The organism is Streptomyces lydicamycinicus, from assembly GCF_000829715.2.
GTDB classification, from domain to species: Bacteria; Actinomycetota; Actinomycetes; order Streptomycetales; family Streptomycetaceae; genus Streptomyces; species Streptomyces lydicamycinicus.
The window spans coordinates 419976-446460 of sequence record NZ_BBNO01000004.1 but is presented as its reverse complement, the minus strand read 5'-3'; the positions used below and the strand labels follow the sequence as shown (position 1 = coordinate 446460).

26 protein-coding genes are annotated in these 26485 nt (G+C 70.2%); 13 read left to right on the top strand and 13 right to left on the bottom strand.

The window, feature by feature from the left end; translation table 11 throughout:
* Positions 1–108 precede the first annotated feature (108 nt).
* The 3 genes from TU31_RS15290 (at position 109) to TU31_RS15280 (ending at position 1380) form a co-directional block, all read left to right on the top strand.
* Positions 109–312, top strand: coding sequence for an SCO3870 family protein (locus TU31_RS15290; RefSeq protein WP_042154618.1), 204 nt, complete (start codon positions 109–111; stop codon positions 310–312).
* Between the two features lie 98 nt (positions 313–410).
* Positions 411–773 carry a winged helix-turn-helix transcriptional regulator gene (locus tag TU31_RS15285; protein ID WP_052718958.1) on the top strand — a complete coding sequence of 121 codons (363 nt, stop codon included), beginning with the start codon at positions 411–413 and terminating at the stop codon, positions 771–773.
* A gap of 106 nt (positions 774–879) precedes the next feature.
* Positions 880–1380: an anthrone oxygenase family protein gene (locus tag TU31_RS15280; RefSeq protein WP_042154614.1), complete on the top strand. Its 501-nt coding sequence runs from the start codon at positions 880–882 to the stop codon at positions 1378–1380.
* Positions 1381–1643: 263 nt separating this feature from the next.
* Here the strand turns inward: TU31_RS15280 and TU31_RS15275 are convergent, their stop codons facing one another.
* The 3 genes from TU31_RS15275 to TU31_RS15265 form a co-directional block, all read right to left on the bottom strand.
* The gene (locus TU31_RS15275) at positions 1644–2231 is read right to left on the bottom strand and encodes a TetR/AcrR family transcriptional regulator (protein ID WP_042154612.1); all 588 of its coding nucleotides are present in this window, start codon (positions 2229–2231) and stop codon (positions 1644–1646) included.
* Positions 2232–2421: 190 nt separating this feature from the next.
* On the bottom strand, positions 2422–3426 hold the full coding sequence (locus TU31_RS15270; RefSeq protein ID WP_042154610.1) for an aldo/keto reductase: 1005 nt from the start codon (positions 3424–3426) through the stop codon (positions 2422–2424).
* A gap of 152 nt (positions 3427–3578) precedes the next feature.
* Complete coding sequence (locus TU31_RS15265) at positions 3579–5102, bottom strand: MFS transporter (RefSeq protein WP_042154608.1); 1524 nt, start codon at positions 5100–5102, stop codon at positions 3579–3581.
* 101 nt (positions 5103–5203) lie between these two features.
* Between TU31_RS15265 and TU31_RS15260 the strand changes: the two genes are divergently transcribed.
* The 3 genes from TU31_RS15260 (at position 5204) to TU31_RS15250 (ending at position 7375) form a co-directional block, all read left to right on the top strand.
* Positions 5204–6127: a helix-turn-helix transcriptional regulator gene (locus TU31_RS15260; protein ID WP_245698553.1), complete on the top strand. Its 924-nt coding sequence runs from the start codon at positions 5204–5206 to the stop codon at positions 6125–6127.
* A gap of 160 nt (positions 6128–6287) precedes the next feature.
* Positions 6288–7013: a DUF6232 family protein gene (locus TU31_RS15255; protein WP_219819204.1), complete on the top strand. Its 726-nt coding sequence runs from the start codon at positions 6288–6290 to the stop codon at positions 7011–7013.
* The gene (locus tag TU31_RS15250; protein WP_042154604.1) at positions 7013–7375 is read left to right on the top strand and encodes a hypothetical protein; all 363 of its coding nucleotides are present in this window, start codon (positions 7013–7015) and stop codon (positions 7373–7375) included. Before TU31_RS15255 ends, TU31_RS15250 begins: the two co-directional genes overlap by 1 nt.
* A 49-nt stretch (positions 7376–7424) precedes the next feature.
* Here TU31_RS15250 and TU31_RS15245 read toward each other — a convergent pair whose 3' ends face one another.
* Positions 7425–8879: an MFS transporter gene (locus TU31_RS15245; protein WP_042154601.1), complete on the bottom strand. Its 1455-nt coding sequence runs from the start codon at positions 8877–8879 to the stop codon at positions 7425–7427.
* A 154-nt stretch (positions 8880–9033) separates the two neighbouring features.
* Between TU31_RS15245 and dusB the strand changes: the two genes are divergently transcribed.
* Positions 9034–10161 (top strand): tRNA dihydrouridine synthase DusB, encoded by a 1128-nt coding sequence (dusB, locus tag TU31_RS15240; RefSeq protein ID WP_042154599.1) that lies wholly within the window; start codon positions 9034–9036, stop codon positions 10159–10161.
* 249 nt (positions 10162–10410) lie between these two features.
* Positions 10411–10983 carry a MarR family winged helix-turn-helix transcriptional regulator gene (locus TU31_RS15235; RefSeq protein ID WP_042155486.1) on the top strand — a complete coding sequence of 191 codons (573 nt, stop codon included), beginning with the start codon at positions 10411–10413 and terminating at the stop codon, positions 10981–10983.
* Between the two features lie 42 nt (positions 10984–11025).
* Here TU31_RS15235 and TU31_RS15230 read toward each other — a convergent pair whose 3' ends face one another.
* Positions 11026–11973 (bottom strand): helix-turn-helix transcriptional regulator, encoded by a 948-nt coding sequence (locus tag TU31_RS15230; protein WP_042154597.1) that lies wholly within the window; start codon positions 11971–11973, stop codon positions 11026–11028.
* 102 nt (positions 11974–12075) lie between these two features.
* Here TU31_RS15230 and TU31_RS15225 point away from each other — a divergent pair, with 102 nt between their 5' ends.
* From TU31_RS15225 to ppdK, 3 genes are all read left to right on the top strand, one after another.
* Positions 12076–13593 carry an MFS transporter gene (locus TU31_RS15225; protein WP_042155484.1) on the top strand — a complete coding sequence of 506 codons (1518 nt, stop codon included), beginning with the start codon at positions 12076–12078 and terminating at the stop codon, positions 13591–13593.
* A 145-nt stretch (positions 13594–13738) separates the two neighbouring features.
* Positions 13739–14443, top strand: a complete 705-nt coding sequence (locus TU31_RS15220) for a type 1 glutamine amidotransferase (protein WP_042155482.1) — start codon at positions 13739–13741, stop codon at positions 14441–14443.
* Between the two features lie 308 nt (positions 14444–14751).
* Positions 14752–17532, top strand: coding sequence for a pyruvate, phosphate dikinase (ppdK, locus tag TU31_RS15215; protein ID WP_370682744.1), 2781 nt, complete (start codon positions 14752–14754; stop codon positions 17530–17532).
* Positions 17533–17681: 149 nt separating this feature from the next.
* Here ppdK and TU31_RS15210 read toward each other — a convergent pair whose 3' ends face one another.
* On the bottom strand, positions 17682–17891 hold the full coding sequence (locus tag TU31_RS15210) for a hypothetical protein (protein ID WP_042154593.1): 210 nt from the start codon (positions 17889–17891) through the stop codon (positions 17682–17684).
* A gap of 558 nt (positions 17892–18449) precedes the next feature.
* Between TU31_RS15210 and TU31_RS15205 the strand changes: the two genes are divergently transcribed.
* A complete protein-coding gene (locus tag TU31_RS15205; RefSeq protein ID WP_052718957.1) occupies positions 18450–19295 on the top strand; it encodes an ArsR/SmtB family transcription factor in 846 nt (281 codons plus the stop codon).
* Between the two features lie 75 nt (positions 19296–19370).
* On the opposite strand, the gene TU31_RS15200 is transcribed toward TU31_RS15205, so the two are convergent.
* The 7 genes from TU31_RS15200 to TU31_RS15175 all read right to left on the bottom strand — a co-directional run bounded on the left by TU31_RS15200 (position 19371) and on the right by TU31_RS15175 (position 25317).
* A complete protein-coding gene (locus TU31_RS15200; RefSeq protein WP_181018623.1) occupies positions 19371–20276 on the bottom strand; it encodes a TauD/TfdA dioxygenase family protein in 906 nt (301 codons plus the stop codon).
* Between the two features lie 201 nt (positions 20277–20477).
* Entirely contained in the window at positions 20478–20618 is a 141-nt protein-coding gene (locus TU31_RS38645; RefSeq protein WP_158092687.1) for a hypothetical protein, read from the bottom strand.
* A 40-nt stretch (positions 20619–20658) separates the two neighbouring features.
* Positions 20659–21495 (bottom strand): carbohydrate ABC transporter permease, encoded by an 837-nt coding sequence (locus tag TU31_RS15195; protein WP_042154590.1) that lies wholly within the window; start codon positions 21493–21495, stop codon positions 20659–20661.
* 24 nt (positions 21496–21519) lie between these two features.
* On the bottom strand, positions 21520–22428 hold the full coding sequence (locus tag TU31_RS15190; RefSeq protein ID WP_042155478.1) for a carbohydrate ABC transporter permease: 909 nt from the start codon (positions 22426–22428) through the stop codon (positions 21520–21522).
* 101 nt (positions 22429–22529) lie between these two features.
* Entirely contained in the window at positions 22530–23789 is a 1260-nt protein-coding gene (locus TU31_RS15185; protein WP_078885793.1) for an ABC transporter substrate-binding protein, read from the bottom strand.
* A gap of 466 nt (positions 23790–24255) precedes the next feature.
* Positions 24256–24876 (bottom strand): hypothetical protein, encoded by a 621-nt coding sequence (locus tag TU31_RS15180; protein WP_158894503.1) that lies wholly within the window; start codon positions 24874–24876, stop codon positions 24256–24258.
* A 117-nt stretch (positions 24877–24993) separates the two neighbouring features.
* Positions 24994–25317, bottom strand: coding sequence for an SUKH-4 family immunity protein (locus TU31_RS15175; protein WP_245698552.1), 324 nt, complete (start codon positions 25315–25317; stop codon positions 24994–24996).
* 142 nt (positions 25318–25459) lie between these two features.
* Here TU31_RS15175 and TU31_RS15170 point away from each other — a divergent pair, with 142 nt between their 5' ends.
* Positions 25460–26434, top strand: a complete 975-nt coding sequence (locus TU31_RS15170) for a HEAT repeat domain-containing protein (RefSeq protein ID WP_158894501.1) — start codon at positions 25460–25462, stop codon at positions 26432–26434.
* Positions 26435–26485: the final 51 nt, after the last annotated feature.

Below are 26485 nucleotides of genomic sequence, written 5' to 3'. Positions count from 1 at the left end.
TGGGCGTCTCGGTGGGTTGGCGTCGATCGCGACGCAACAGGGCCTGGGCGGACGGTCGTTACATAGACTTGATGATCACCCTGCCGGCTCCAGCTCAAAGGAGATGACATGAGACAGCAGCCTCCGTTCGCTTCCCTGTCCGCCGCGCTTGCGGCGCTAGGGACGGTGCTGGGCGTCCTCGCGGTCCAGTTGCGCGCGAACGGTTACGAGCCGTACGTCGAGTCCGTGGCCACCACCAGCGTCCTGATGTGGACCACCGCGTGCCTGACGGTCGTGACGTGGGTCCGCTACCGCCAGCAGAGCTCGGACTGAGTTCCGCCGCTGCCGACGGGCGCCGGGGCCGCTGCCCCGGCGCCCGTCGCGTGCGATGATCGGCATCACTGCGGGAACGTCCGGAGGAGGAACCGCCCATGGCATCGCCGACACCGGGACGGCCCGTTCGTGGCTCGACCACGGGGCGGCCGCTCATGGCCGCCCTCGACCTCTTCGGCCGGCGGTGGACGCTGCGCGTGGTCTGGGAGCTGAAGGAAGGCTCCCTGGGCTTCCGATCCCTCCAGCAACGGTGCGACAACATGTCCTCCAGCGTGCTGCGCCAACGTCTGCTCGAACTGGTCGACGCGTGCCTGGTGGAGCAGACGCCGGAGGGCCAGTACGCCCTCACCACCCTCGGCAAGGACGCCTACCGGGCCCTTCGCCCTCTCGTCCGCTGGTCGGACGGGTGGGCCGCGGAGCTGGCCGAGCGCTCCCGCCAGGGCGGCGGGGAACAGACCTGATCGCGGCTCCTCCTGGTGGGTGGGGCGGGAGCCGGGGATGTGCTCGGTAGGGTCGGCCCACGGATGGCATGCGGCCGCCGGACCGCGTATCGCATACGGAGGAGCCATGAGGGCCTTGCAGACCGCCGCGCTGCTGGTCGCGACGCTCGGGGCGGGCCTGATGGCCGGACTGTTCGCCGCCTTCGCCTACGCGGTGATGCCCGGTCTGGCCCGCTCCGCCGACCGCACCTTCGTCCAGGCCATGCAGCACATCAACCGGGCCATCCTCAACGGCTGGTTCCTGGTCCCCTTTCTGTTGCCGATCCCCCTGCTGGTCCTCGCCACGGTTCTGGCCTGGAACGGTCACGGGCGGGTGGCCCTGCCCTGGATTCTCGCCGCGCTGGTGCTCTACCTGGCGGGATTCTTCGTCACCAGCGGCGTCAACGTCCCCCTCAACAACGCCCTCGACAAGGCCGATACGGGAGACCACAGCCGGGCGGAGGCCGCCCGGGCCGCCTTTGAAGGTCGCTGGGCCACCTGGAATACCGTCCGGGCTCTCTTGCACACCGTGGCCTTCGGCCTCCTCGCCTGGGCCCTCTTTCTGCACGGCACGGCAGGGGCGGTGTAGGGGGCGGACAGGGCGGACGGCATGCGGGGCGAACGGCATACGGCAGCGGGCTGCCCGGTCCGCACCTGCCCGGTCCGCACCCGGCCGCTACCGCACTGCCCGGCCCCTCACCCGCCCGGTCCACACCCGTCCAGTCCACACTCGCCCGGTCCTGCCCCTGCCCGGTCCGCACCCGTCCGGCAGGGCAGAGGTGCGCCCTCCCCCCCCGGAGGCTCGTCTGCACCTGACGTGTGCTGCCCCGTCAGCGCAGGTGTTGCTCCTGCTCAGGCCTCCGTGCGCAGGCCGCGCAGGACCAGGTCGCGGACGGCCTCGAAGTCGGTGGTGATCTCGGGGCGGGACCACTCGGGGGCGTAACACGGGTCGTGGAAACGGCCGGTGGCGTCGAAGACGGCGCGGGCGGTGGTGGCGGGGGAGGGGGTGTGGAAGTCGCCCTGGCTGACGCCGGCTTCGATGATGGTGGTGAGCTGGGATTCCAGGTCGGTGACATGGCGCTCGACCACGCCGCCGCTCTCCCCGATCAACGTCATGTAGGTGGCGAACAGTTCGGGATCGTCGCCGGCCTTGTGCCGCTTGGCCTCGAAGAGGGCGGTCAGCCAGCGGTCCAGCCGCTCCGGAGCCGGTCCTTCCGCCGTGACGATGGACGACAGTTCCTGGCTCGTACGGTCCAGCCAGCGTGCCGTGACCGCCTCCCGCAGCGCCGCCTTCGTACGGAAGTGGCGGTAGACGCTGCCATGGCTGACGCCCAGGGCCCGTGCCACATCCACGACCGTGGCCTTGGCCGGGCCGTAGCGGCGCAGTACCTCCTCGGTGGCTTCGAGGATGCGCTCGGGGGTCAACGTCTCGGGGGGCATGCGGCGGGTCGGCCTTTCGGGAGGGCGGGCGGTCACGCGCCGGCGACGGGCCGGGCCGGGCGGGGACCACGTGGGGGCGGTGGTACGTACGGACGGTACCTGGCCGCGCCCCGTACCCGCGGCGATGGCCGCACGGCCGGTGGCTCTTATGCCCGGTGGCCGACATGCAGTGGTCCGCTCCCTCCGTCCGTCAGTGCTCGCTGTCCAGGTGGGCCATCTGGTCGGTGGGGTAGCGGTCGCCGGCGGCGGCGCCGGGCGGGATGGCGTGCTCGATCGCGGACAGATCGTCGGCGTCCAGGGTGAGGTCCAGGGCGCCGAGGGCCTCGGTCAGCCGGTCGCGGCGGCGGGCGCCGACCAGCGGGACGATGTCCGTGCCGCGGGAGAGCACCCAGGCAATGGCGGTCTGGGCGACCGAGACGCCCTTCTGGTCGGCGATCTTGCGCAGGGCGTCCACCAGGTCGAGATTGCGGTCGAGGTTCTCGCCCTGGAAGCGCGGGCTCATGCCCCGGAAGTCATTCGCGGCGAGCTTGCGGTCGCGGGTGAAGTGGCCGCTGATCAGGCCGCGGGACAGGACCCCGTAGGCGGTGATGCCGATGCCCAGCTCGCGGGCGGTCGGCAGGATCGCCTCCTCGATGCCGCGGGAGACGAGGGAGTACTCGATCTGGAGGTCGGAGATCGGGGCCACGGCGGCGGCCCGGCGCAGGGTCTGCGCGCCCACCTCGGACAGGCCGATGTGGCGGACATGGCCGGCCTCGACCAGCTCGGCGATGGCGCCGACGGTCTCCTCGATCGGGACGTCCGGATCGACCCGGGCGATCCGGTAGATGTCGATGTGGTCGGTTCCCAGGCGCTGGAGGGAGTACGCGGCGAAGTTCTTCACCGCGTTCGGCCGGCCGTCGTAGCCGGTGAAGCCGCCCTCGACGGTGCGCAGGGCGCCGAACTTCACGCTGATCTGCGCCCTTTCGCGAGCCGCCGTAGGGGCGGTGCGCAGCGCTTCGTTGATCAGCAGTTCGTTGTGTCCCATGCCGTAGAAGTCGCCGGTGTCGAGCAGGGTGATGCCCGCGTCGAGGGCGGCGTGAACGGTGGCGAGGGATTCGCCGCGGTCGCTGTCGCCGTAGAGGGCGGACATGCCCATGCAGCCGAGGCCGAGAGCGGAGGTCTGCGGGCCGGTGGTGCCCAGGGTGCGGGTCTGCACTGTCTGCTCCTGAAGGTGATGAGGGAGGTGAGAGGTGAGGGAGGGGTCGGAGAACGGCTGCCGTGTACTCACCATGACATGACGGCTGACAGATTTCAATATCTGTCAGCCGTCATGTCGCGCAGACTCGGCTCAGCCCGGCTCGGCGCACCTCACCGCACGGTGCGGGGTAGGCGCAGGGCGAGCAGCGTGGTGCCCGCGACGATTGCCAGTTGCGTCAGCAGGGCGGCGAGCAGGGCGTCGCGGATGCCGACGGACGGCAGCAGCGAGAGGAAGAGGGTGCCGAGGGTGGCCACACCCAGGGCGAGTCCGGACTGCTGGGTGGTGACCATGACGCCGCCGCCCACGCCCGCCTGTGTCATCGGCAGTTCGCTCAGCACGATGCGCATCACCACCGGCATCACCATGCCCTGGCCGATGCCCAGTACGGCCATGCTCGGTGCGAGGGCCGCCACCGAGAGCCCGGGCCATCCCTCGTGCACGGTCAGCGCCAGCAGGGTCAGCCCGGTGCCCTGGATCAGCGAACCGGCGATCACCACCCGCCGCCCGAACCGCAGCACCAGCCGCGGACCGGCGAGCGAGGCGAGGAAGAAGGCGGCGCACAGCGGCACCAGGGACAGTCCGGCCGCGAACGGGCCGAAGTGCAGGCCGTTTTGGAGGGCGACCGCCACCACGAACATGAAGCCGCCGAAGCCCAGCGTGAACGGAACGAGCATGAGGAGTCCGCTGTTCACGGAGGGGGTGCGCAGCAGCGAGGGCGGGACGAGCGGAGTGCGGCCGAGGCGCTCGGCCCGGCGCTCGAACAGCACGAACGCGGTGGCGGCAAAGGGGAAGACGGCCAGCAGGACCCAGGACCACAGGGGCCAGCCGGCCGCCCGGCCCTCGGTCAGCGGCAGCAGCAGCGTGATCAGGGCGGCGGCGAGCAGCGCGGTGCCGGGGCCGTCCACCCGGGCCGGGTGCGGGGAGCGGGTCTCGGGGACCGTACGGGCGGCCAGCAGCCAGGCCGCGGCGGCTATCGGGACGTTCACCAGGAAGACCGCGCGCCAGCCGGTGCCCGCCAGGTCGACGGAGACCAGCAGCCCGCCGAGTGCCTGGCCGACGGCGCTGGACACCCCGGCCGTGCCGCCGTACAGGCTGACGGCCTTGGCGCGCCGCTTGCCGGTGGTCGTCGCCTGGATGGTGGCCAGTACCTGCGGCAGCAGCAGTGCGGCCGCGGCGCCCTGGGCGACCCGGGCGGCCACCAGCGTCCAGGCGTCCGGCGCCAGGCCGCAGGCCAGTGAGGTCAGTCCGAAGGCGGCCAGGCCCCACAGGAACATCCGGCGGCGGCCGATCATGTCGCCCAGCCGTCCGCCGACGACCAGCAGCATCGCGTAGGCGACGCCGTAACCGGCCACCACCATCTCCAGCATCGCCGGACCCGCGTGCAGATCGTGGTCGATGGTCGGCAGAGCGACATTGACGATAAAGAAGTCGATCATGGGTAGGGCCGCGCCCAGCAGTACGGTCAGCAGGCCGAGCGGGGTCAGCGCGGTCGGGGTCCGCTGCTGCTGTGGGGCGGGGCCGGGTGCGGCCGGTGCCTCCGGGGTCGCCGGGGCGTCCGGGAACGCGCCGGCCGGGGCGCCGAGGGGCCCGGCCGGGGCTTCCGGGGTGGTCGTTTGTGCTCGGGTATCGCTCACGGGATCGACGATCGTCGACCGCTCAACCGGGTACCAGAGTGTTCTTATCCTGGTACCAGCGCTACCTGGCAACCGGATCGGGCCTGCGGCAGGCTGGACCCATGACCGTGGACCCGCTCCCGCCGCAGCCTGCCACAGGCCCCGGTGGCGCCGCCGCCCCGCCGTACGGCACCGCACCGCGCGATGACGCCGCCCGCCGGGCCGAGCTGGCCGCCTTTCTGCGCAGCCGACGGGAACGGATCACACCCGAGCAGGTCGGACTGCCGCGCGGCGCCCGCCGGCGTACGCCCGGTCTGCGCCGCGAGGAGGTCGCGCACCTGGGCGCGGTCGGCGTCACCTGGTACACCTGGCTCGAACAGGCCCGGGACATCCATGTATCGCCGCAGGTCCTGGACGCGGTGGCCCGCGCCCTGCTGCTCGACCGCGCCGAGCGCAGCCATCTGTTCGCGCTGGCGGGGGCGGTCGATCCGATGCCCGGCAGGGAGTGCACGGGCGTCACCCGGGAACTGTGGCAACTGCTGCACCAGCTCACGCCGTTCCCCGCGGTCGTCCAGAACAGCCGGTTCGACATCCTCGCCTACAACCGCACCTACGGCCGCCTGCTGTGCGATCTCGACGCGGTGCCCGAAGAGGACCGCAACTGTATGTGGCTGGCGTTCACCCACCCCGTGTGGCGGGCCGGTCTCGGCGACCTGGAGGCCACGCTGCGGGTGATGGCCGCCAAGTTCCGGGCGTCGATGGCCGAGCATCTCGCCGAGCCGGCCTGGAAGGCGCTGGTCGCGCGGCTGATGGAGGCCTCGCCTGAGTTCCGTGAGATCTGGGCGCAGCACGAGGTCCTCCGCCCGGTCAGCGCCGTGAAGGTCTTCCGGCATCCGCGGGCGGGGGCCCTGCAACTGACCGCCACCAGCCTGTGGACGGGGCCCAACCCCGGTCCCAAGCTGCTGTACTACACACCCGTGGACGAGATGTCCCGGGAACGGCTGGAGCAGCTGGCAGCCGAGCCGGCGGCGCTCGCGGCGGTGTGACCGTACGGGCGAGGTCCGCCCGCGAGAACCAACTTCCGTCCGTGGCAACACATCTGACAGAGTGAATCCTCCTGCATGGTGCGGCACTGAGCGACGAAGAGACCTCCTTGCCGCGAGGAGACCGGATCTCACTCGGTGAGGTCTGACGAGGGGGAATCGGATGACGTCAACAGACCCTGCGGAGCAGTCGTGGAACCCGTCGGCAGAGGCCCGGGACACCCCCGGGGGCCCGCCGCCCGCGGCCCCACCGCCGCCGCCCGCCGCCCCGCCGCAGCCACCGGTCGGTCCGTCGCCGGCCGCCGATCCACACCCCGATGTGGCACCGGCGGCATCGGCACAGCCGATCATCGGGGTCGATCTGCGGGTCAGCAAGCGGCTGCTCTGGGTCGGTGACGCCTACTATCCGCTCCAGAACGTCGCGCGGGTGTACACGCTCACCATCCACCCCCGGCGCAAGGACGCCGTCGTGACCTTCGTGAAGCGGTTGCTGCTCCTCGGGATGGCCACGGTTTTCCTCCTCCTGCTCGCCGCCACCAGCGGCGGCTTCGGGAGCCGCGGCGATGATTCCGGCGGAGTCACCGCCCTCGTGGTGATCGCCGCGGGTGCCGCACTGGTCTACTCCCTCGTGGAGATGCTGAGGGTGCTCAGCGCGCCCCCGCACTTCGTTCTGGCCGTGGAGACGACAGGCCCCTCCACCGCCGTGGTGACCAGCCCCGACGCGGACCAACTACGGGGGCTCGCGCACCAGATCGCGCACGCGATCGAGAACCCCGCGGCCGAGTTCACGGTGCGGGTGGACACCATCGCGATCAGCCCCAAGCACTACTATTTCGGGGACAACGTCAACATGTACGGCGGCACCGGCAACGTGGGGATGGCGAGTTGATGAGCGGCGGAGGCCAGCACTACTACTTCGGCAGCGGCGACCACGTCACCCTCCACGGCGGCTCCGGCAACGTCGGCATCGACAAGCGTGTCACCCCGGCCCCGGAGCCGGCCCCGGCCGTCCAGGAGGCGCTGCGCGAACTCCTCGCCCTGGTACAGGAGTTGCGTGGCCAGGTCCCGCAGGCAGGTGCCGACGCCCTCGACGACTCGCTGCCCGCCCTCCGGGCCGAGGCGAACGTCCCGGAGCAGGAGCGCCACCGCGCGCTGTACGCCGTCGCGGGCATCGCCGCGACCTTCGGCGCGCTCGGCGTACCGATCGTGGAGGCGGTCAACAAGGTGCTGGGACTCCTGGGCGCGCAGTGAGCACCCGCGCACCACTCCCGCGTCCGGCGCCCGGAGCCGGACCGCACACCTAAGACCGCGCGTCCGCCGGCTGGTGCCCCGGGGCCTCGTCCTCGAAGAGTGCCGCCGTGCGATCGGCCGTCGCCTTCGCCCAGCGGCCGGTGGTCAGTGCGCCGAGCAGCAGGACGGCCGCGCCGCAGCCGGCGATGATCCACCACGCCGGGCGGCCGGCCGCGAGGAAGGCGTCCGTGGTGGCGGTGGCATGTGCCCCGCTCGCCAGTACGGCGCCGATCACCGCGACGCCGAGCGACTGTCCGACCTGTCTGCTGGTGGAGGCGACCGCGGCGGCCACCCCGGCCTGGGCGCGGGGCATCCCGGACACCGCGGTGTTGGTGATCGGCGCGTTGACCAGGCCGAACCCGATGCCGAACAGGACATAGCCGGTGAACATCAGCGGGTCCGCCGACTGGGCGTCGAACGCCGCGAAGAGCAGTCCGCTGGCGCCCATCGCCGCACCGGCCAGGAGCAGGGACAGCCGCGGCCCCCGGCTGCCGACCAGCCGTCCCGACAGCGGCGCGAAGATCAGCGTCATCCCGGCCATGGGGAGCATGTAGAGACCGGCGTCCAAAGCGGACAGACCGCGGATGTTCTGGAGATACAGCGTGTTGATGAAGAGGAAGCCGGCCAGCGCGGCGAAGGCGCATACCGCCACGACCGTGGCCCCGCTGAACGGCGCGCTGTGGAAGAACCGCAGGTCGATCAGGGGCTCCCGGCGGCGCCGCTCATAGCTGAGCAGACCGGCCAGGGAGGCCAGCGCGAGCAGCACGAATGCCAGGATCTCCGGGGACGCCCAGCCGGCGTCCGGGGCCTCGATGATCGCGTACGTCAGCGAGCCGAGCAGCCCGATGACCAGCAGCTGGCCGACCGGGTCGACGCGGCGCGGCCTGGGGGCGCGCGACTCGGGGACGTAGCGCAGGGTCAGGAAGAGCGCGAGGGCGCCGATCGGGACGTTGATCCAGAAGATCGAGCGCCAGCCGACGCTCTGCACCAGCAGCCCGCCGATCACCGGCCCGGCCGCCATGCTGATGCCGACGACACCGCCCCACACCCCGATCGCACGGGCCCGCTCGCGCGGCTCGGTGAAGGTGTTGGTGATGATCGACATCGCGACGGGGTTGAGCATCGAGCCGCCGACCGCCTGCACCATCCGGAAGATCACCAGCCACTCCAGACTCGGCGCCATGCTGCACAGCAGCGAGCCGGCCGCGAAGACCACCAGTCCGACCAGGAAGACCCGGCGCCGCCCGAGCCGGTCGGCAGTGGAGCCGGCCAGCATCAGCAGCGCCGCCAGGACCAGGGTGTAGGCGTCGATGGTCCACTGCATGCCGGCGACCGAGGCGTGCAGATCGTGCTGGATGGACGGCAGGGCGACATTGAGGATGGTGTTGTCGAGGCTGACGATCAGCAGGCTCATACAGCAGATCGCCAGCACCAGGAGACGCCGTCGACGGCTGAGCTCAGGCATTCTTGAACGCTACAACGATCTGCCGTCCCCGGCCCTGGCGAGGCCACTCGCGCGGTGCGGGACAATGGGAGGTCGCAGCGGCCGGTTCCCCCGTACGGCCGCGGCCCGCCCGCCCCGCCAACGGAAGCCGAAGAAAGCCGAAGGTATCGCCGCCATGACTCTGCTCCAGATCGGTCCGCACGCGGTGCAGCCGCCCGTGGTCCTCGCGCCGATGGCCGGGATCACCAATGCTCCGTTCCGGACGCTGTGCCGGGAGTTCAGTGGCGGCAAGGGCCTGTTCGTCAGCGAGATGATCACGACGCGGGCGCTGGTCGAGCGCAATGAGAAGACCATGCAGCTGGTCCACTTCGACGAGACCGAGAAGCCGCGCTCGATCCAGCTGTACGGCGTCGACCCGGACACCGTCGGCAAGGCCGTCCGCATGATCGCGGAGGAGGACCTCGCCGACCACATCGATCTGAACTTCGGCTGCCCGGTCCCGAAGGTGACCCGCAAGGGCGGCGGCTCGGCGCTCCCGTACAAGCGCAATCTGCTGCGCTCGATCCTGCGGGAGGCGGTGGCGAACGCGGGCGCCCTGCCGGTGACGATGAAGATGCGCAAGGGCATCGACGACGACCACCTCACCTACCTCGATGCGGGGCGGACCGCGGCCGAGGAGGGCATCACGGCGATCGCGCTGCACGGGCGCACCGCGGCCCAGCACTACGGCGGCACCGCCGACTGGGACGCCATCGCCCGCCTCAAGGAGCATGTCCCGGAGATCCCGGTGCTCGGCAACGGCGACATCTGGTCGGCGGACGACGCCAAGCGGATGATGCGGGAGACCGGCTGCGACGGAGTGGTCGTGGGGCGCGGCTGCCTGGGGCGGCCGTGGCTGTTCGGGGACCTGGTGGCGGCGTTCGAAGGCACCGGCACCTACGCCCAGCCGACGCTCAAGGAGGTCGCCGCCGTCATGCTGCGGCACGCCACCCTCCTCGGCGAGTGGATCGGTGACGAGGCGCGCGGCGTGATCGACTTCCGTAAGCATGTCGCCTGGTACACCAAGGGCTTCTCGATCGGCTCCGAGATGCGCCGCGGCCTCGCGGTGACCTCCTCCCTCGACGAGCTGGACGCGCTGCTGTCGGAGCTGGACCTGGACCAGCCGTGGCCGGCGGGTGCGGACGGCCCGCGCGGCCGTACCTCGGGCCGCAACCGGGTCGTGCTGCCGGACGGCTGGCTGGACGACCCGTACGACTGCGCGGGCGTGGACGCGGGCGCGGAGCTGGACACCTCGGGCGGCTGAGCCCCGGCGGCCGCCGGCTGCTCCGGCGGATGGCTCCCCACACGAGCCCCTGTGGCCTGGAGAGGCCGCCATCCGGCCTACGGCACCCGTGTACCCCTGAGGTGTGTCGGCGCGCGGGCGGGGCCCAGCGTGCCCGGGCCGCGTTATCGTTTGATCCCGTACGGGCGTTTTGCGGCAGCTCGTACGGCCGCCCACGAGGTCCGGCAGGGAGTGGGCGGGACCGACGGACCGGCCGAGGGAGTCGCTGTGGTGAGCGGGCACCGTTCCACCGGGGACACGGAGAAGGACGTACAGGCCAAGCTCGGGGACACCCCCGTGCGCCACGAGCGGATGGCCGCGGTCGCGCACCTCTACCGCGCCGCGGCCGCCGTACGGCAGCATTTCGAGAACTCCGTACTGCGCGATGCCGAGCTGACCTGGACCTCCTTCGTCGTGCTGTGGGTGGTGTGGATCGGGGGCGAGCGGGAGACCCGCCGGGTCGCCGAGGACGCCGGGATCTCCAAGGGCACGCTCACCGGCGTCGCCCGCACCCTCCAGAGCCGCGGTCTGCTGGAGCGCAAGGACCATCCGACCGACGGACGGCTCGCCCTGCTCGTGCTCACCCCCGAGGGGGAGCGGCTGATGGCCCGGGTCTTCCCGGAGTTCCACGCCGAAGAGGTCTTCGTCACCGAGGGGCTGAGCGACGACGAGGCACTGGACCTGGCGGAGCTGCTGGGCCGGGTCGTGGCGCAGGTCGAGACGCGGGGCGAGGAGCGGCGGCTGGAGCTGCTGGACGGCCAGGACCCGCGCCCGCGGCGGAGTGGACGCCGGGCCAAGAGGTAGGGGAGCGGGGCGTGACTGCCGGGCGCACCGCCCCGGCCGCGTCTACGGCCTTCGCTCCGTATTGGCCGCGCCCTTGCTGTGGTCAGTTGCCGCCGCCGCACCGGCAGCCACCAGCCCGGCGGCGCCGGACTCCCGGTAGCGGCCGAGGAGTTCACCGAGCACCCGGACGGCCTCCCCGTCGTCCGGCGTATAAATCCACATCTTGGCGTCCGGGACGGCCGTCGTGGTGAATCCGGTCGCCGTGATGGCGACCTCGCGGCCGTCGACCGTCCGGAATCGCTTGCGGTGGGTGGCCGGTGCGGTGACTTCGTGCCGGGCCCACATGTCCACGAAAAGCGGGCTCGCCTCGGAGAGTTTCCGGATATACGCGCGCCAGTGCGGGTCATGGAGCCGGCGCCCGAATTCGGCGCGCAACTGGCCGACCATGAAGGAGACTTCACGCTCCCAGTCGACGAGCGGCTGGCATTCCTCGTCCGCGGTGAAAAGGCGCAACAACACATTACGGTCGGCCGGCGGCAGCAGCACCATACGGGGATCGAGCGCCGCATAGGCGTCGTTGAATGCCAGCACGTCATAACCGGCGGACACCAGGCCGGCCGGCAGCGGATTCAGTGAATCCAGAATGGTCTGCGCCTCGGACGGCAGCGGCTGTCGCGCCGGGATGCGGGCCGCGGCCCCGGGGATCCCGGCGAGTCGGTGCAGATGCTCGCGTTCGGCCGGGTCGAGCAGCAGCGCACGGGCGATCGCATCGAGCACCTGCACACTCGGGTTGATGGCCCGGCCCTGTTCGAGCCAGGTGTACCAGGCGATTCCGACACCGGCCCGCTGGGCGACCTCCTCACGGCGCAGTCCCGGGGTGCGCCGCCGCGGGCCGCCGGGCAGTCCGACGTCCGCCGGGGTGAGGCGCTCCCGGCGGAGCCGCAGAAACGCGGCGAGTTCACCGCGCCGGGCGGCCGCGACAGCTGGGGAACGGGTGCTGGTGCTGGACACCGCACCATCATGCGGGACGTCATGACCCCGTGCCAGATACCGCCGGTACCAGGATCACTGGATATCTGGTACCCGAACACCCCGGCCGTGATCATCGCTGTCATGAGTGAGATGACCCAGGACCGCCTCCCCGAATCCGGCCGGACTGCCGCCGGGGAATCCGTGGACGGCGGCACGACGTATCGGGAGCCCGTTGCCCCGGACGGAAAGCGATCGCGGCACACCGGAATTCTTCTCGTCATTCTCGGCGCGGTTTTCATGGCGCTGCTGGATGCCACCGTGGTGAATGTCGCCACGCCGACCATGCGGACCGACCTCGACACCACCGGTTCCGCGCTCCAGTTGATCGTCTCCGGCTACACGATTTCCTATGCGGCGCTGCTGATCACCGGTGCCAGGCTCGGTGCCCGGCACGGCTTCCGGACCGTCTTCCTGGCCGGTCTCGCCACCTTCACCCTCGCCTCGTTCGGCTGTGGTCTGGCGCCGGGGGCCGGGGTCCTGATCGCTGCCCGGGTGGTGCAGGGCATCGGGGCGGGGCTGATGGTCCCGCAGATCTACAGCCTGATCCAGCTGACCTTCGAAGGCCCCGCCAGGGCACGGGCGTTGAGCCTGTACGCGGCGGTGATCGCGGTCGCCGTGGTCGTCGGCCAGGTCGCCGGCGGACTGCTGGTCAGCGCGGATCTGTTCGGCACCGGCTGGCGCCCGGTCTTTCTGATCAACGTGCCGGTCGGGCTGGCGCTGCTGGCCGCCGCGGTACGGCTGCTGCCCGCCGGGGCACCCCCGTCGGCCAAGGGCCTGGACCTGCCCGGCCTGGTCACCCTGACGGCCACGCTACTGCTGCTGGTCGTACCGCTGGTCCTGGGGCATGAGCAGCACTGGCCGCTGTGGACGACGCTCTGTCTGAGCGCGGTGGTCCCGATGACCGTGGTGTTCGTGCTGGTCGAGCGGGGGGTCGCACGGCGCGGCGGAGCTCCGCTGGTGCCCGGCCGGGTGCTGCGCTCGAAGGACCTGGTGTGCGGTGCGGCCGCGCTGTTCTTCGGTATGGCCGGGTACGCCGGCTTCCTCTTCTCCTTTTCCCAGCATCTTCAGTCCGGGCTCGGCGAGTCCGCGACCCGCGCCGGTCTGGCCTTCGCCCCGCTGGCCCTCGGCGTCGCCACCGGCAGCCTCACCTGGCAGAAGCTGCCCGCCCGTTGGCATCTGCCGATGATCGCCGCCGCCTGCGCGCTGGCCGCGGCCGGCTACCTCGGCATCGGGTGGGCCCTGCGCACCGGCGGCCACGGCGGTCTCGTCCTGCCGGCGCTCCAACTCCTCTGGGGCCTCGGTCTCGGGTACACCACCAGCCCGCTGCTGACCCTCGCGCTGTCCCGGATCGACCCCGCGGACGCCTCGGACGCCAGCGGGGTGCTCACCACCGTCCCGCAGCTTGCGCAGGTGGTCGGGGTCGCGGCGTACGGCAGCGTCTTCCTGGCCCTCGCGGACTGGCCCGGGACCGCCGGCGGCGCCGGTGCGCCGTCGGCCGTCGCCTCGGCGCAGGCGCTGTACGCGACCGCGCTGCCGGTGGCGGCCGGCACCCTGCTGGGCGCACTGGCGCTGCTTCCGCTGCTGCGCGCCCGGCGCTGAGCGTGGGGCGGCGCCCCGACGGCCCCGGGGCGTACGGCAGAGCCGTCGCGCCCGGCGGCCTCCCGGGCGATACTGAAGTTTGAGCCCAAACGGGGCGTCGCATCCGGGGTCCCGGCGGCCCCGCCGAGGGAGGGGAGTGACCGGCATGCGTGCCTTGGTCATCGTTCACGACCATCTGTCCACCGCGGGCCACGTGGGGGAGCGGCTGGCCGAACGCGGCTATGAGCTCGACGAACTGCTCGTCGTGCCGGCCGAGCGGTATACAACCCCGGACGTCGACGTGGCGTTCCCGGCGCCCGAGGACTATGGCCTGATCCTCACGCTCGGTGCTCCGTGGTCGGTGGCGCGGCGGAACGCCTGGATCGAGGCGGAGCTGGCACTGCTGCGCTCGGCGCACCGGGCCGGGGTCCCGGTGCTCGGCATCTGCTTCGGCGGTCAGATGCTGGCCACCGCGCTCGGCGGGGACGTGGAGGCCGCCCCGCGCTTCGAGCTGGGCTGGAGCCGGCTGACGACCGACGCGCCTGAGCTGGTCGGGCCGGGCCCCTGGTTCCAGTTCCACGGGGACCGCTGGCTGTTGCCGCCGGGGGCCCGGGAGCTGGCGCGCACCGACGTCGCCTCGCAGGCCTTCGTCTGCGGCCGCTCCTGGGGCGTGCAGTTCCACCCGGAGCTGACGCCGGAGGTGCTCCAGGCGTGGTTCGACGAGGACGGGGCGGCGATCGCGGCCGAGGTGGGCGTCGACCCGGAGCGGCTGGTGGCCGAATTGCGGGCAGATCTCCCTGCAGTCCGCGCGCGGGCCCGCGCGTTGGTGGATGCTTTCCTTGATCACATAGCCGCGAGCGGGTCCAAATGATGGAACCGGGTCACACATGAGCGCGTGATTCTCGCCACCCCTGATAGGGGTAGCGCTCAGATGAGCGGTCGAAGTGGGGCTCCATCCCTCCAATGGTGGCACCGGGTGCCACGCTTCATCTGTTCGACTGATTAAGCCATTCGTTGCAGTGAGTAGCACAGATTCCCTCTTTTGACTGCGTAGCGGAGTGATGCATTCAGGTAGTGAAGCGTGCCCCAAACGCGTGATCACTTTCGATCCGGTGGCGGACGACTGGTTACGCGGGTATGTCGACCAAGTGGACGTACCCATACGCCTTCGATCTGGGTATGTTCCTCGCCGTCAGGGCAGCCCGTCGGCGAGGAGTCAGTGCCGTGCCGGAAACACAAGATCCCCACGTAACCAAGCCTTCGTCCGCGAAGTTCGTCTACGACTTCACCGAGGGCAACAAGGACCTCAAGGACCTGCTAGGCGGCAAGGGTGCGAACCTCGCCGAGATGACCAACCTGGGACTTCCGGTCCCTCCCGGCTTCACGATCACCACTGAAGCCTGCAAGGTCTACCTCGACAGCGGGACCGAGCCCGCGGCACTCCGTGCCGAGGTCTCCGAGCACCTCGACGCCCTTGAGCAGAAGATGGGCAAGAAGCTCGGCCAGGCCGATGACCCGCTGCTCGTATCGGTACGTTCCGGTGCGAAGTTCTCCATGCCCGGCATGATGGACACCGTCCTCAACATCGGCCTCTCCGATGCGTCGGTTTCCGGCCTCGCCGCGCAGGCCGGTGACGAGCGGTTCGCGTGGGACTCCTACCGCCGCCTCATCCAGATGTTCGGCAAGACCGTGCTGGGCGTCGACGGCGAGCTCTTCGAGGAGGCGCTGGAGGAGGCCAAGCAGGCCAAGGGTGTCCGCGTCGACATCGAGCTGGACGCCGCCGACCTCCAGAGCCTGGTCGCGCACTTCAAGGACATCGTCGCCAAGGAGACCGGCCGCGACTTCCCGCAGGAGCCGCGCGAGCAGATGGACCTCGCGGTGCGCGCGGTCTTCGACTCGTGGAACACCGACCGCGCCAAGCTCTACCGCCGCCAGGAGCGCATCCCCGGCGACCTCGGCACCGCGGTCAACGTCTGCTCCATGGTCTTCGGCAACCTCGGCCCCGACTCCGGCACCGGTGTCGCCTTCACCCGCGACCCCGCCAGCGGTCACCAGGGCGTCTACGGCGACTACCTCCAGAACGCCCAGGGCGAGGACGTCGTCGCCGGTATCCGCAACACCGTGCCGCTCGCCGACCTCGAGAACATCGACAAGGCGTCGTACGACCAGCTGATGCAGATCATGGAGACGCTCGAAACGCACTACAAGGACCTGTGCGACATCGAGTTCACCATTGAGCGCGGCAAGCTGTGGATGCTCCAGACCCGGGTCGGCAAGCGCACCGCCGGTGCCGCCTTCCGGATCGCCACCCAGCTCGTGGACCAGGGCCTGATCGACGAGGCCGAGGCCCTCCAGCGGGTCAACGGCGCACAGCTGGCGCAGCTGATGTTCCCCCGCTTCGACCTCGGCGCGAAGTCCGAGATGATCGGCCGCGGTATCGCCGCCTCCCCGGGCGCGGCGGTCGGCAAGGCCGTCTTCGACTCGTACACCGCCGTCAAGTGGTCGCGCTCCGGCGAGAAGGTCATCCTGATCCGCCGGGAGACCAACCCCGACGACCTCAACGGCATGATCGCCGCCGAGGGCATCCTCACCTCCCGCGGCGGCAAGACCTCGCACGCCGCCGTCGTCGCCCGCGGCATGGGCAAGACCTGTGTCTGCGGCGCCGAGGAGCTGGAGGTCGACACCAAGTCCCGCAAGATGACGACCCAGGACGGGATCGTCATCGAGGAGGGCGACACCGTCTCCATCGACGGCTCCACCGGCAAGGTCTACGCCGGTGAGGTGCCGGTCGTGCCGTCCCCGGTCGTGGAGTACTTCGAGGGCCGGATGCACGCCGGTGCCGAGGACGCCGACGAGCTGGTCAAGGCCGTCCACCGGATCATGGCGTACGCGGACCGGGTGCGCCGGCTGCGCGTACGGGCCAACGCCGACAACGCCGAGGACGCCGCCCGCGCCCGCCGGTTCGGCGCCCAGGGCATCGGCCTGTGCCGTACCGAGCACATGTTCCTCGGTGAGCGCCGCGAGATGGTCGAGCGGCTCATCCTGGCCGACACCGAGACCGACCGGGACGCCGCGCTCAGCCAGCTGCTGCCGCTCCAGAAGGCCGACTTCATCGAGCTGTTCGAGTCGATGGACGGGCTGCCGGTGACCGTCCGGCTGCTGGACCCGCCGCTGCACGAGTTCCTGCCCGACATCACCGAGCTGTCGGTGCGGGTCGCGCTCGCCGAGGCCCGCAAGGACGCCAACGAGAACGATCTGCGACTCCTCCAGGCCGTGCACAAGCTGCACGAGCAGAACCCGATGCTGGGTCTGCGCGGCGTACGCCTCGGCCTGGTCATCCCCGGTCTGTTCGCGATGCAGGTGCGCGCGATCGCCGAGGCGGCCGCCGAGCGCAAGAACGCCAAGGGCGACCCGCGTGCGGAGATCATGATTCCGCTGGTCGGCACCGTCCAGGAGCTGGAGATCGTCCGCGAGGAGGCCGAGCAGGTCATCGCCGAGGTCGAGAAGGCCCACGGCGTCAGCCTCAAGCTCACTCTCGGCACGATGATCGAGCTGCCCCGCGCCGCCCTCACGGCCGGTCAGATCGCGGAGTCCGCGGACTTCTTCTCCTTCGGTACGAACGACCTCACGCAGACGGTCTGGGGCTTCAGCCGCGACGACGTCGAGGCCAGCTTCTTCACCGCCTACCTGGAGAAGGGCATCTTCGGCGTCAGCCCGTTCGAGACCATCGACAAGGACGGCGTGGGCTCCCTGGTCCGCAACGCCGCCGCGGCCGGCCGCGCCACCCGCCCCGACCTCAAGCTCGGGGTCTGCGGTGAGCACGGCGGTGACCCGGAGTCCGTGCACTTCTTCCACGAGGCCGGACTGGACTACGTCTCCTGCTCCCCGTTCCGCATCCCGGTCGCACGGCTGGAGGCGGGCCGGGCGGCCGCCGAGTCCAAGGGCAGCGACAGCCGCTGACCCACCGGAGCACCGCGGGCGCCAGGCGCGTCCGCGGCGCCCCGGACAGCCCACCGGAGCCCGGTGCCATGGCACCTCACCCTCACCGGCCTGACGCCGGCTCCGGCACCCCGACGAGGGCGGCACCTGTGCGGAGGTGCCGCCCTTCGTCATATCCAGACGTTGTGGCCGCCGCCCCGCCATTCGATCAGGTCGTGGTCGTCGAGCGACACCATGTCGGTGTCCAGACCGGCCCGGCGCAGAAACTCCAGAAGATCGACGCTGCTGTACGCGAGGCCGAGGATCTCGCCCTCGATCGTGACGCGCCGGCCACCGGTGGGCGACGGCGGATGCACGATGACGGGCGGGTGCTCGGCCATGCCTCCAGCCTGCCCCCGTGTCCCCGAGGGTGCATCCGGTGGAGCGGGGCCGGACGACGGCCCTCGGGCTCCTGTCCGGTCCGACGAGAGCGGCACCTGTGCGGAGGTGCCGCCCTCGTTTTCTCCGGACTCCCCCCTCGGGAGCTGCCGCCACCCCGGTCGGCGCGGGAAGGCGGCCTTCAACGGGGCTGCCGAGCGGCCGGTGGTGTGCCCATCACCCCCCACGGGATCGAGCAACCCGGTCCGTTCGCACCGCCGTTGAATTGAGTACAGCATTCCTTCCGGCCCCCTGGTGGCGCGACCACTTTCAAGTCTGGCCAAAAGGGCATGGTGACCGCGCGTGTTGGCGTGCATACTCAGGCGTGCCGGGGGCCGACTGAGGAAACCAGGGGTGGGGGTTCGGTGTTACGCGTCCATTTCAGTGGACTCGATCTGGCCCGGGTGCGCATTGCGGCACGCCCGGACGCACTGTGGGAGACCGTCTTAAGCTTTCACCGGCTACGTGACAGACGGGACGATTCGGCGTTCGGCAAATGGCGATCGGAAACACGGGGAAGGTTGAATGGCGAAGCGCGGCTGCTGGCGCCGCTGGTGCCCACGCGCGGCTATTTTCCCGATTTCCTGACGCCCGCCGAAGGGCTCCTCGGGATGACCGACGCGCTCGCCGCCCTGCGGGAGACGCCCGCCTCCCGGCTCGGCGCCGAGCTCGCCCGGCTCTCCACTGCCGCCCGCCCGTTCCCGTCCTGGATACGGGCGATGGCCGACGGCGACACCCGTGCCCTCGGCCGGCTCGCCGGGATACTCCAGCGCTATTACGAGGCGGCCGTCGCTCCCTACTGGCCGCGCGTCCAGGGCCGCATAGAGGCCGACCGGGCGGCCCGCGGCCGGGCACTGCTCGACGGCGGCGCGGACCGGCTGCTCGCCTCGCTCCCGCCGATGATGCGCTGGCGCCCGCCGGTCCTGGAGGCCGACTATCCGGTGGACCGCGATCTCCACCTCAACGGCCGGGGGCTGTTGCTGCTGCCGTCGTACTTCTGCCGCCGCACCCCCGTCACCTTCCACAACCCGGAGCTGACGCCCGTCCTGGTCTACCCGGTGGAGCATCCCACGCCCCGGCTCACGCCCCAGGTCCCGCCGGAGCGCTCCCTGGGCCGGCTGGTCGGGCAGACCCGCTCCGCGATACTTCAGCGGATCGGCGTCGGCTGCACCACCAGCGAACTCGCCCGGCGCGCCGATGTCTCGCTGGCCTCCGCCAGCCAGCATGCGACGGTGCTCCGCGACGCCGGTCTGCTGCTCACCCTGCGGCAGGGCAACGCGGTGCTGCACACCCTCACCCCGCTGGGCGCGGCCCTGCTGCGCGGTGCACGCCCGGCGGAGGAGGCGGCGTACGAGCGGCTCCGGTGAGGAGCGCCGGGGACCTCGTGCCGGGCACCGGGCGTGTGCGGGAGGTACGGACTTCCGCCGGCGCCGGCCCCGCGGTCAGGAGGGGCGGTCGCCCGCGATGGCGACCCGTTCGGCGACCCGGCGGTGCGTCCCGTAGTCGTTCACCGCGTAGTGCTGGGTGGCGCGATTGTCCCAGAACGCGAGATCCCCCGGCTGCCAGCGCCAGCGCACCTGGAACTCCGGCACCTGCGCCTGCTGGAACAACAGCCGCAGCAACCGGTCGCTCGCCGCCCGGCCGAGACCCACGATGCGGGTGGTGAAGGATGCGTTGACGAACAGCATCCGCCGCCCCGTCTCCGGGTGCCGGCGCACCACCGGGTGCACAACCGGAGGGAACTCCTCCTGAAATGGCGCCAGTTGAGCGGGGGAGTAGAAGCGCGCGAAGCCCGGAAGATAGTCGTGCACCGCCCGCGCCTCATTGATCCGTGCCCGGATTTCCGGCGGCAAATTGTCGTATGCCGCCGCCATATCGGCCCACATCGTGTCCCCGCCCGCGGGCGGCACCTCGCGCAGCTGCAACACCGCGCCCATCGCCGGGCGTTCCCGGAACGTCACATCCGTGTGCCATACATTCTCGAACGTCGGGACCCCGCCGGCCGTCTTGTCGAACCGCACCACGTCCTTCGAATCACCCGGCGCCAGCAGCGGATTGGTCTCCAGCTCGCCCCAATTCCGGGCGAATTCCCGCTGTTGCGCGGAGCTCAGCCGCTGCCCGCGGAAGAACAGCACCTTCCACTCCAGCAGCGCCCGGTTCAGCTCCGTACGCAGCTCCCCGGACAGTGGCCGGGACAGGTCCAGCCCACGGATTTCGGCCCCGATGGTGGCCGCCTGCGGTACGACCTCGAAGCGCTCGTAGGGGCGGTCGTCCCAGCCGTCGGGGGTCCGGCGCAGAAGGCGCGGCCCTTCGTACAGCCCGTCGGCGGGGATGCGGTGGGGGCGCAGGACGGGAGTGGCGGAAGGGGCGGGACTGGTGGCCGGAGCGGGCGCGGCGGAGTCGGTGGGAGCCGTCAACGGAGCCTCCTGGAAAGGAAGAAGGGGAGGGCAGGGCGGGGTGCGGTGGGGTACGGGAGAGTCGCCGGCGGGCGTACGGGCGGGCCCGGGACCGCGGATGACCGGCGGCCGCGGCCTCAGCTCACCGAGCCGTCAGGACGTACAGGAACAGCCGGCCGGGGGAGAGCCCACCCGGCCGCGGCGGCGCAGAAAGCTCAGGCCGCGGGGCGCGCACTCGCCGTGGGGGCCGCGGTCGCGCGGCTCCGCCTCACGGACGTCCAGGTGCGTGCTCATGCCACGCACCGTACCCCCTCAGCCAGGTGTCCTCAATGCGTCAGTCATCGATCCCACTGCGCTCCACTCCCGCGACGATGTACCGCTGGAGCACCAGGAACACCACCACCAGCGGGGCGATCGAGACCGCCGCGGCCACGAACAGCTCATGCAGATTGAGGTTCTGCGCGGTGGTGAACGTCGACAAAGCCACCTGCACCGTCCAGGCCTCCTGGTCCTGCCCGATCACCAGCGGCCACAGGAACGCGTTCCAGGCGCCGATGAAGACGATCGTGCCGACGGCGGCGAAGACCGGGCGGGCGTTCGGCACCACGATGCGCCAGTACGTCCGCCAGTAGCCGAGCCCGTCGACCCGCGCCGCGTCCTCCAGCTCCCGTGGGAAGCCCAGGAAGTACTGCCGGAAGATGAAGCAGGCGAACGCGCTGAACAGCGTCGGAATGACCAGTCCGCGCAGCGTGGAGATCCATCCGAGCGACGACACCAGCACAAAGCTCGGCACGAACGTCACGGCCGCCGGGACCATCAGCGTCCCCAGGATCGCGTAGAAGACGACATTGGCGTGCCGGTACGGGATCCGGGCCAGGCCGTACCCGGCGAGCGAGGCCAGCAGCACCGTACCGGCGGTGGTCGACACCGCGATCAGCGTGGAGTTGAGCAGCGCCCGCCCCAGCGGCAGGTTCGGGTCCTGGAAGACCTCGGTCAGATTCGACCACTGAAGCACCCGCGGGAAGAACGTCCAGTCGGGCGCGGTGATGTCCTGTTCGGTCGCCAGCCCGTTCCGCACCAGCAGATAGAACGGCACCAGGAACAGCAGCGCCAGGGCCACCAGCAGCACCACCCGCAGCGCCCGCCCGGCCCTCGTCAGCGCATCGTCCATCCCGCTCACTCCTCCATCCCCCGCTCACTCCTCCCTGCGGCCGAGGCCGAACCAGCGGGCCTGCACCACCGTCGCCAACGCGATGATCAGCGCCAGGATCACCGCACCCGCACTGCCCAGCCCGAGGTTCTGATCCCGGCCCAGCGCCGTGTAGTAGAGATAGACCAACGGCGGCCGGGCGTACGGCGGATAGCCGCGCGCATCGCTCAGCAGGTTGTAGAACTCGTCGAACGCCTGGAACGCATTGATCACCAGCAGCAGCACCACCGCCACCGATGTGGCACGCAACTGCGGAAAGGTGAGGTGCCGGAAGGTCTGCCAGCCGGGCCGCGCCCCGTCCACCGCCGCCGCCTCGTACAGCTGCGGTGAGATCCGCTGGAGCCCGGCCAGGAACAGGATCATGTAGAACCCGGCCTGCAACCACAGCCGTACGGTCACGATGACCAGCCAGTACCAGGGCGGATCGGTGGTCGACAGCCAGGCGGTCTGGTCCGCCCCGAACCACCCCAGCACGGTGTTGGCCAGCCCGAACCGCACTCCGTTGAAGATCGACAGCTTCCAGATCACCGCCGCGACGACATATGAGCAGGCCGTCGGCAGAAAGAACACCGACCGGAAGAACGCCCGGGCGAACCGCAGCCGGTTGACCATCAGCGCAAGGGCCAGCGACAGCACATACGTCGCCGGCACGATGAACGCCGTGAACAGCAGAAACGTCCCCAGACTGCCGAGGAAGGACGCATCGCTCAGCATCGCGCCGTAGTTGCCCAGCCCGACGAAATCCGCACCGGACGGACTCACCGTGTTGTGCGCGTCGAAGAAGCTCAGATAGACGCTCCACGCCAACGGCACATAGGTGAACAGCCCCAGCCCGAGGGCGAACGGACCGACGAAGGCCCAGAACCACAGATTCCGCCGCTGCGGCCCGAGCAGCCGGACACCGAGCGAAGGGCGCCCGGCAGCCGGGGCGGCCGCCGCCCGGCGGACCGGCTCGTCCTTGACCCCGACCGCCCCTCCGCTCCCTCCCGTCGCCGTCACTTCTTCTTGACCCGCTGAAGCTCGGCGTTGACCTTGCGCACCACGGGCCTCAGCTCACTCTCCGGGTGGGCGCCGTTCTTGATGATCCGGCTCAGCGCGTCCTGATAGGCGGTACGGGCCGCGGTCGTCCACAACAGCGGCTCCGCATAGCCGTACTCGGTGGCGAAGCGGACCGCCTCCGCCGCCGGCCCCTTACGCAGCTGCTCGGCCTTCTTCGCCAACGAGATCCGGGCCGGGATGTGAAACCCGTACGACAGCGCGAAATCCTGCTGGAAGTCGGTGCGGTCCACCCACAGCCACTTCGCGAAGGACTTCGCCTCCGCCTTGCGCTTGCTCCGCGCGCTGACCGCCGAGCCGTAGGCACCCACCGGAACGGACGGCTTCCCGCCGCTTCCGTCCTTCGGGAACGGCAGCACCCCGAAGTCGTCCCCCAGCGCCTTCCTGATCTGCGGCAGCGCCCACAGCCCCGACCACTGCATCGCGGTCAGCCCCTGGATGAACGCGGCCGGATCGGACCAGTCCGTGGGCGCCCCCAGCAGCAACGATTTGTCCGCGTACAGCTGCCGGATCTTTCCCAGTGTCCGCGCCGCGGCCGGATCGTCGAACCCGGCCTTCCCGTCCGCCTCGATCAGACTCAGCCCGGCGGCGAACAACGGCGTCCCGCCGAGCACCCCCACCCCGCCGTCATTCCCCAGGAACAACCCCTTGGTCTTCTTGCCGCTGAGCTTCTTCGCCCCGTCCACCAGCTCATCGAGCGTCCGCGGCGGCCGGACACCGGCCTCCCTCAGCAGGCTCTTGCGGTAATAGAGCAGCTGCATGTCCACGACCTGCGGGATGCCCCAGACCTTGTCCTGCCAGATCTTCGGCGCCAGCGCGGCCTGGTGGAAGTCGTCCTTGACCGGCTCGACGACATCGGTCAGATCGGCCACCTGCCCGCCCTGGATCTGCTCCAGCAGCGGCCCGTTGACCTCGAAGACATCCGGTCCCGAGTCGGTCAGCAGCGCCGCCGCCGTCTGCCGGTCGTAATCCCCCGGCCGCCACTGCACCGAGACATCCGCCTTCCGGTACGCGGCGGCATACCGCTTCACGGCCCGCTCGACCCCAGGCTCCCCGTACTGGTGATACCACTGCCTGATCTCCGCCCCCGAACCACTAGCACCCCGCCCGGTGTTGGACCCACACGCTGTCGCCAACCCCGCCGCAAGGGCGACCCCACCCCCGGCCGTCAACAGCCGCCGCCTGTTGATCTCCGTCATGCCACGTCGCCCCCTGCGGTCGTCATGTTCCGCACGACACCTCGCCCCCTGCGCTCGTCACCTGCCGCACGATGCGTCGCGCGTGCGCTTGTCACATCCCGGTTATGGTCGATCACGGATGGTGCGGTCGTCCATGGTGCCGTATGGGGGCGGGGGGCGTATTGCGCCTGTGGACAACCGGGGGTGGGGGTCTTATCGGGCCGCCTGCCGCCTGCCGCCTGCCGCCTGCCGCCTGCCGCCTGCCGCCTACGGCACGTTGTGGATTGCGCATGGCGCATGGCCAGGGTCGGAGGGCCTCATTCCGGTACCCATCCGTCTTTCGCCAGGGCGGCGATGCCGCTTTTCACGGCAGCCCACCCCGGGCCGTCAGGCGACCATGTCGACCAGTAGATCGCCACGTCGAACCGCATCTCCCCCTGACTTCTGTGGACTTGGAACTCGAACGGAGCGTGCAGGACGGACGCGCCTATCGGACCGTGGACCCAGTCATTCCCCGCATGCCTTTCGACGGGGTGGTCGAGGTGATGGCCCGCCACCTCAAGCTGAATCCGTCCCACCACGCCGCTGTGATCTCCATGGAGAGCGGAATGCACAGCCCTGCGGAAAACGTGAACAGCGCGTCAATCGCCTTCTTGGCCAGGTGGATGTGGCCGCCCGCGGCATCCGCTACCTCCCTCGCCAGCCGGATGTTCACTCCGGGGAAGTCGTGCATTCTGGCGCTCAACACCTGGTGGGCCCTCCTTCTACTGCTCTCTGCTCGGTGTGCGTTCTTGAGCAGGATGTACGTGTCGGCGGAGAAATATTTGCGCAAATGGCGCCACGGCGTGTTGATTTGGGCTGCGCTCGGCACACCGACAAAGCCCAGTACCTCCGTCACGATCTCCTCGGGCGTCTGCCCCGCGGCATCGAGCAGCAGACTTCGAGGTGTTCGCCGGTGCACTTCTTCCAGGACCTCGTCCGCGGCGTGACCGCTCACGATGTCGCAGCGGCTGCCGGCGGGACGCCCTTCGTTCCACCACTCGACAACGCGTGAGACCGCTTCATCGGTCGAGATGTGGTGGTGGCCGGGGATACTGGGCTGATTCACGTAATTACCTCGGAACGATATGACGCGGGGCATCCGGCCTCCCTGGCGTGGTGGCCGGCACCTCTATTTGCTTGCCGCGCGCCATGGCCTGACGTATCTGGCCTTCCTGTCTTTCGCTCAGTGATGGGGAGCGTGGCGCTTGCGGTAGAGGGCGATCGCAGAATCCGGGGGGAAGTTGGGCACAAAGGTAAGTGTGCCGTCCGATTTGGAGATGACCAGGTGGGTGCCGCCGAAGGAACGAGGTTCGGTGGGCGGGAACGTGGCGTAGATGAGATAGCCGAGGTCGAACTCCTGGACGTGCACCGAGGCGGCGGTGCCGTCGTGACAGCGGGGGCGGAAGTGGGCGCGGGCTATTGCCAGTGCTTCCTCGGCGCTGGCCGGCGTGGCGTTCTTGGGCTCCGGCGGGTCGGCCTCTGGTATCTGTGACCTGCGTTCGTGCACTCTCGACAGTCTCCGCAACACTCGCTGGTGGGACGTGGCCGTCAGGCCGGCCGTTGGGTAGATCCTGATGACGGCCTGTCAGTGGTGAGTTGGCCCCGAGCTGGCCCGGGGGCCGCTTGGTCCATTGGATAGGGTTCCTGCTATGACAGACGATATCCAACAGTTGATCCAGCAGCTGTGTTCCAGTGGCCCCGATGAATGGGAAACCGCAGAACGGGCGTTGTGTGAGCTGGGCCCACAAGCTGTGGAGTACCTCCTTCCGCTGCTTGCTGATTCGACAGGGAATGGTGGTGTCCGGGCGCAGTCCTGCCTTTCGTCCATCGGATCTGGGGCAGTACCTGTATTGCAGCGGATTCGGCGGCAGGGGCCCGGTCGGCTCCGGCGTCCCGCGCTACAGGCGTTGGCCGAGCTGGCCGGTGGGCAGGAAATTGCTGAACGGGACCTCAAGGCCATCGAACGACTGGTGCGTGTCAAGCTCGTTGATGAGCAGCCCGACGAACTCCCGGTAGGCGGGTGGCTCGCGGTGCGCGGGGCGCAGGTGAACGACATCGTCCAGGCGCTGGAGCTCGGCGATGTGCGTCCGGCGACTGTCGCCATGGGCATCAGCGCGGCCGTGGAGTCGGAGAATTCCATTGAAATTGAGGGCGAAGAGGAGCGCGCCTATCGCGTCTTCATCACCCCGGAGTTCGATGAGTGGCGTCTGATCTACGGTGACGATTTCATCAATGACAATTGGGCGAACGCAGTTCAGAAGCTGAGTGCGCGGTGCAACGAGGCCCACTTCTACCTGGTCGATGACTTCGACGGGAACAACGTGTGGTGGGTCGCGCGGAACGGGGAGGATCATCGAGGGTACCGGACCTACGGTGACCCTGAGTGGATCGGCGACCCCATGCCTTTTGAGCGCTCTCTGATGGTGGATGAGGATGATCCGCTCTACGATCCCGAGGAGCATGGCGACTATGCGGAGGGGGTCACGGACCCGGAGAGCGTGGCTTCGTGGATTTCGATTCCGCCCACGACAATCAGCATTGCCGAGAAGGTCGGTCATGGCTGGATCGCAGTGGCCGGTGGTGACGTGACGAACGCGGTGTTCAAGGGGGCTCTGCAAATCTGATTCCCCTCGCGGTGCAGACGCAGGCCCTCTCGGACCAGCGCTTCAAGGCTG

Bases quoted from the DNA above. Each gene is read 5' to 3' on its own strand.
- TU31_RS15280 (WP_042154614.1), top strand. From the start codon at position 880: ATGAGGGCCTTGCAGACCGCCGCGCTGCTGGTCGCGACGCTCGGGGCG.
- TU31_RS15255 (WP_219819204.1), top strand. From the start codon at position 6,288: ATGACGTCAACAGACCCTGCGGAGCAGTCGTGGAACCCGTCGGCAGAG.
- TU31_RS15210 (WP_042154593.1), bottom strand. From the start codon at position 17,891: ATGGCCGAGCACCCGCCCGTCATCGTGCATCCGCCGTCGCCCACCGGT.
- dusB (WP_042154599.1), top strand. From the start codon at position 9,034: ATGACTCTGCTCCAGATCGGTCCGCACGCGGTGCAGCCGCCCGTGGTC.
- TU31_RS15275 (WP_042154612.1), bottom strand. From the start codon at position 2,231: ATGCCCCCCGAGACGTTGACCCCCGAGCGCATCCTCGAAGCCACCGAG.
- TU31_RS15185 (WP_078885793.1), bottom strand. From the start codon at position 23,789: ATGACGGAGATCAACAGGCGGCGGCTGTTGACGGCCGGGGGTGGGGTC.
- TU31_RS15220 (WP_042155482.1), top strand. From the start codon at position 13,739: ATGCGTGCCTTGGTCATCGTTCACGACCATCTGTCCACCGCGGGCCAC.
- TU31_RS15260 (WP_245698553.1), top strand. From the start codon at position 5,204: ATGACCGTGGACCCGCTCCCGCCGCAGCCTGCCACAGGCCCCGGTGGC.
- TU31_RS15290 (WP_042154618.1), top strand. From the start codon at position 109: ATGAGACAGCAGCCTCCGTTCGCTTCCCTGTCCGCCGCGCTTGCGGCG.
- TU31_RS15250 (WP_042154604.1), top strand. From the start codon at position 7,013: ATGAGCGGCGGAGGCCAGCACTACTACTTCGGCAGCGGCGACCACGTC.
- TU31_RS15170 (WP_158894501.1), top strand. From the start codon at position 25,460: ATGACAGACGATATCCAACAGTTGATCCAGCAGCTGTGTTCCAGTGGC.
- TU31_RS38645 (WP_158092687.1), bottom strand. From the start codon at position 20,618: ATGAGCACGCACCTGGACGTCCGTGAGGCGGAGCCGCGCGACCGCGGC.
- ppdK (WP_370682744.1), top strand. From the start codon at position 14,752: ATGTTCCTCGCCGTCAGGGCAGCCCGTCGGCGAGGAGTCAGTGCCGTG.
- TU31_RS15285 (WP_052718958.1), top strand. From the start codon at position 411: ATGGCATCGCCGACACCGGGACGGCCCGTTCGTGGCTCGACCACGGGG.
- TU31_RS15225 (WP_042155484.1), top strand. From the start codon at position 12,076: ATGAGTGAGATGACCCAGGACCGCCTCCCCGAATCCGGCCGGACTGCC.
- TU31_RS15245 (WP_042154601.1), bottom strand. From the start codon at position 8,879: ATGCCTGAGCTCAGCCGTCGACGGCGTCTCCTGGTGCTGGCGATCTGC.
- TU31_RS15195 (WP_042154590.1), bottom strand. From the start codon at position 21,495: ATGGACGATGCGCTGACGAGGGCCGGGCGGGCGCTGCGGGTGGTGCTG.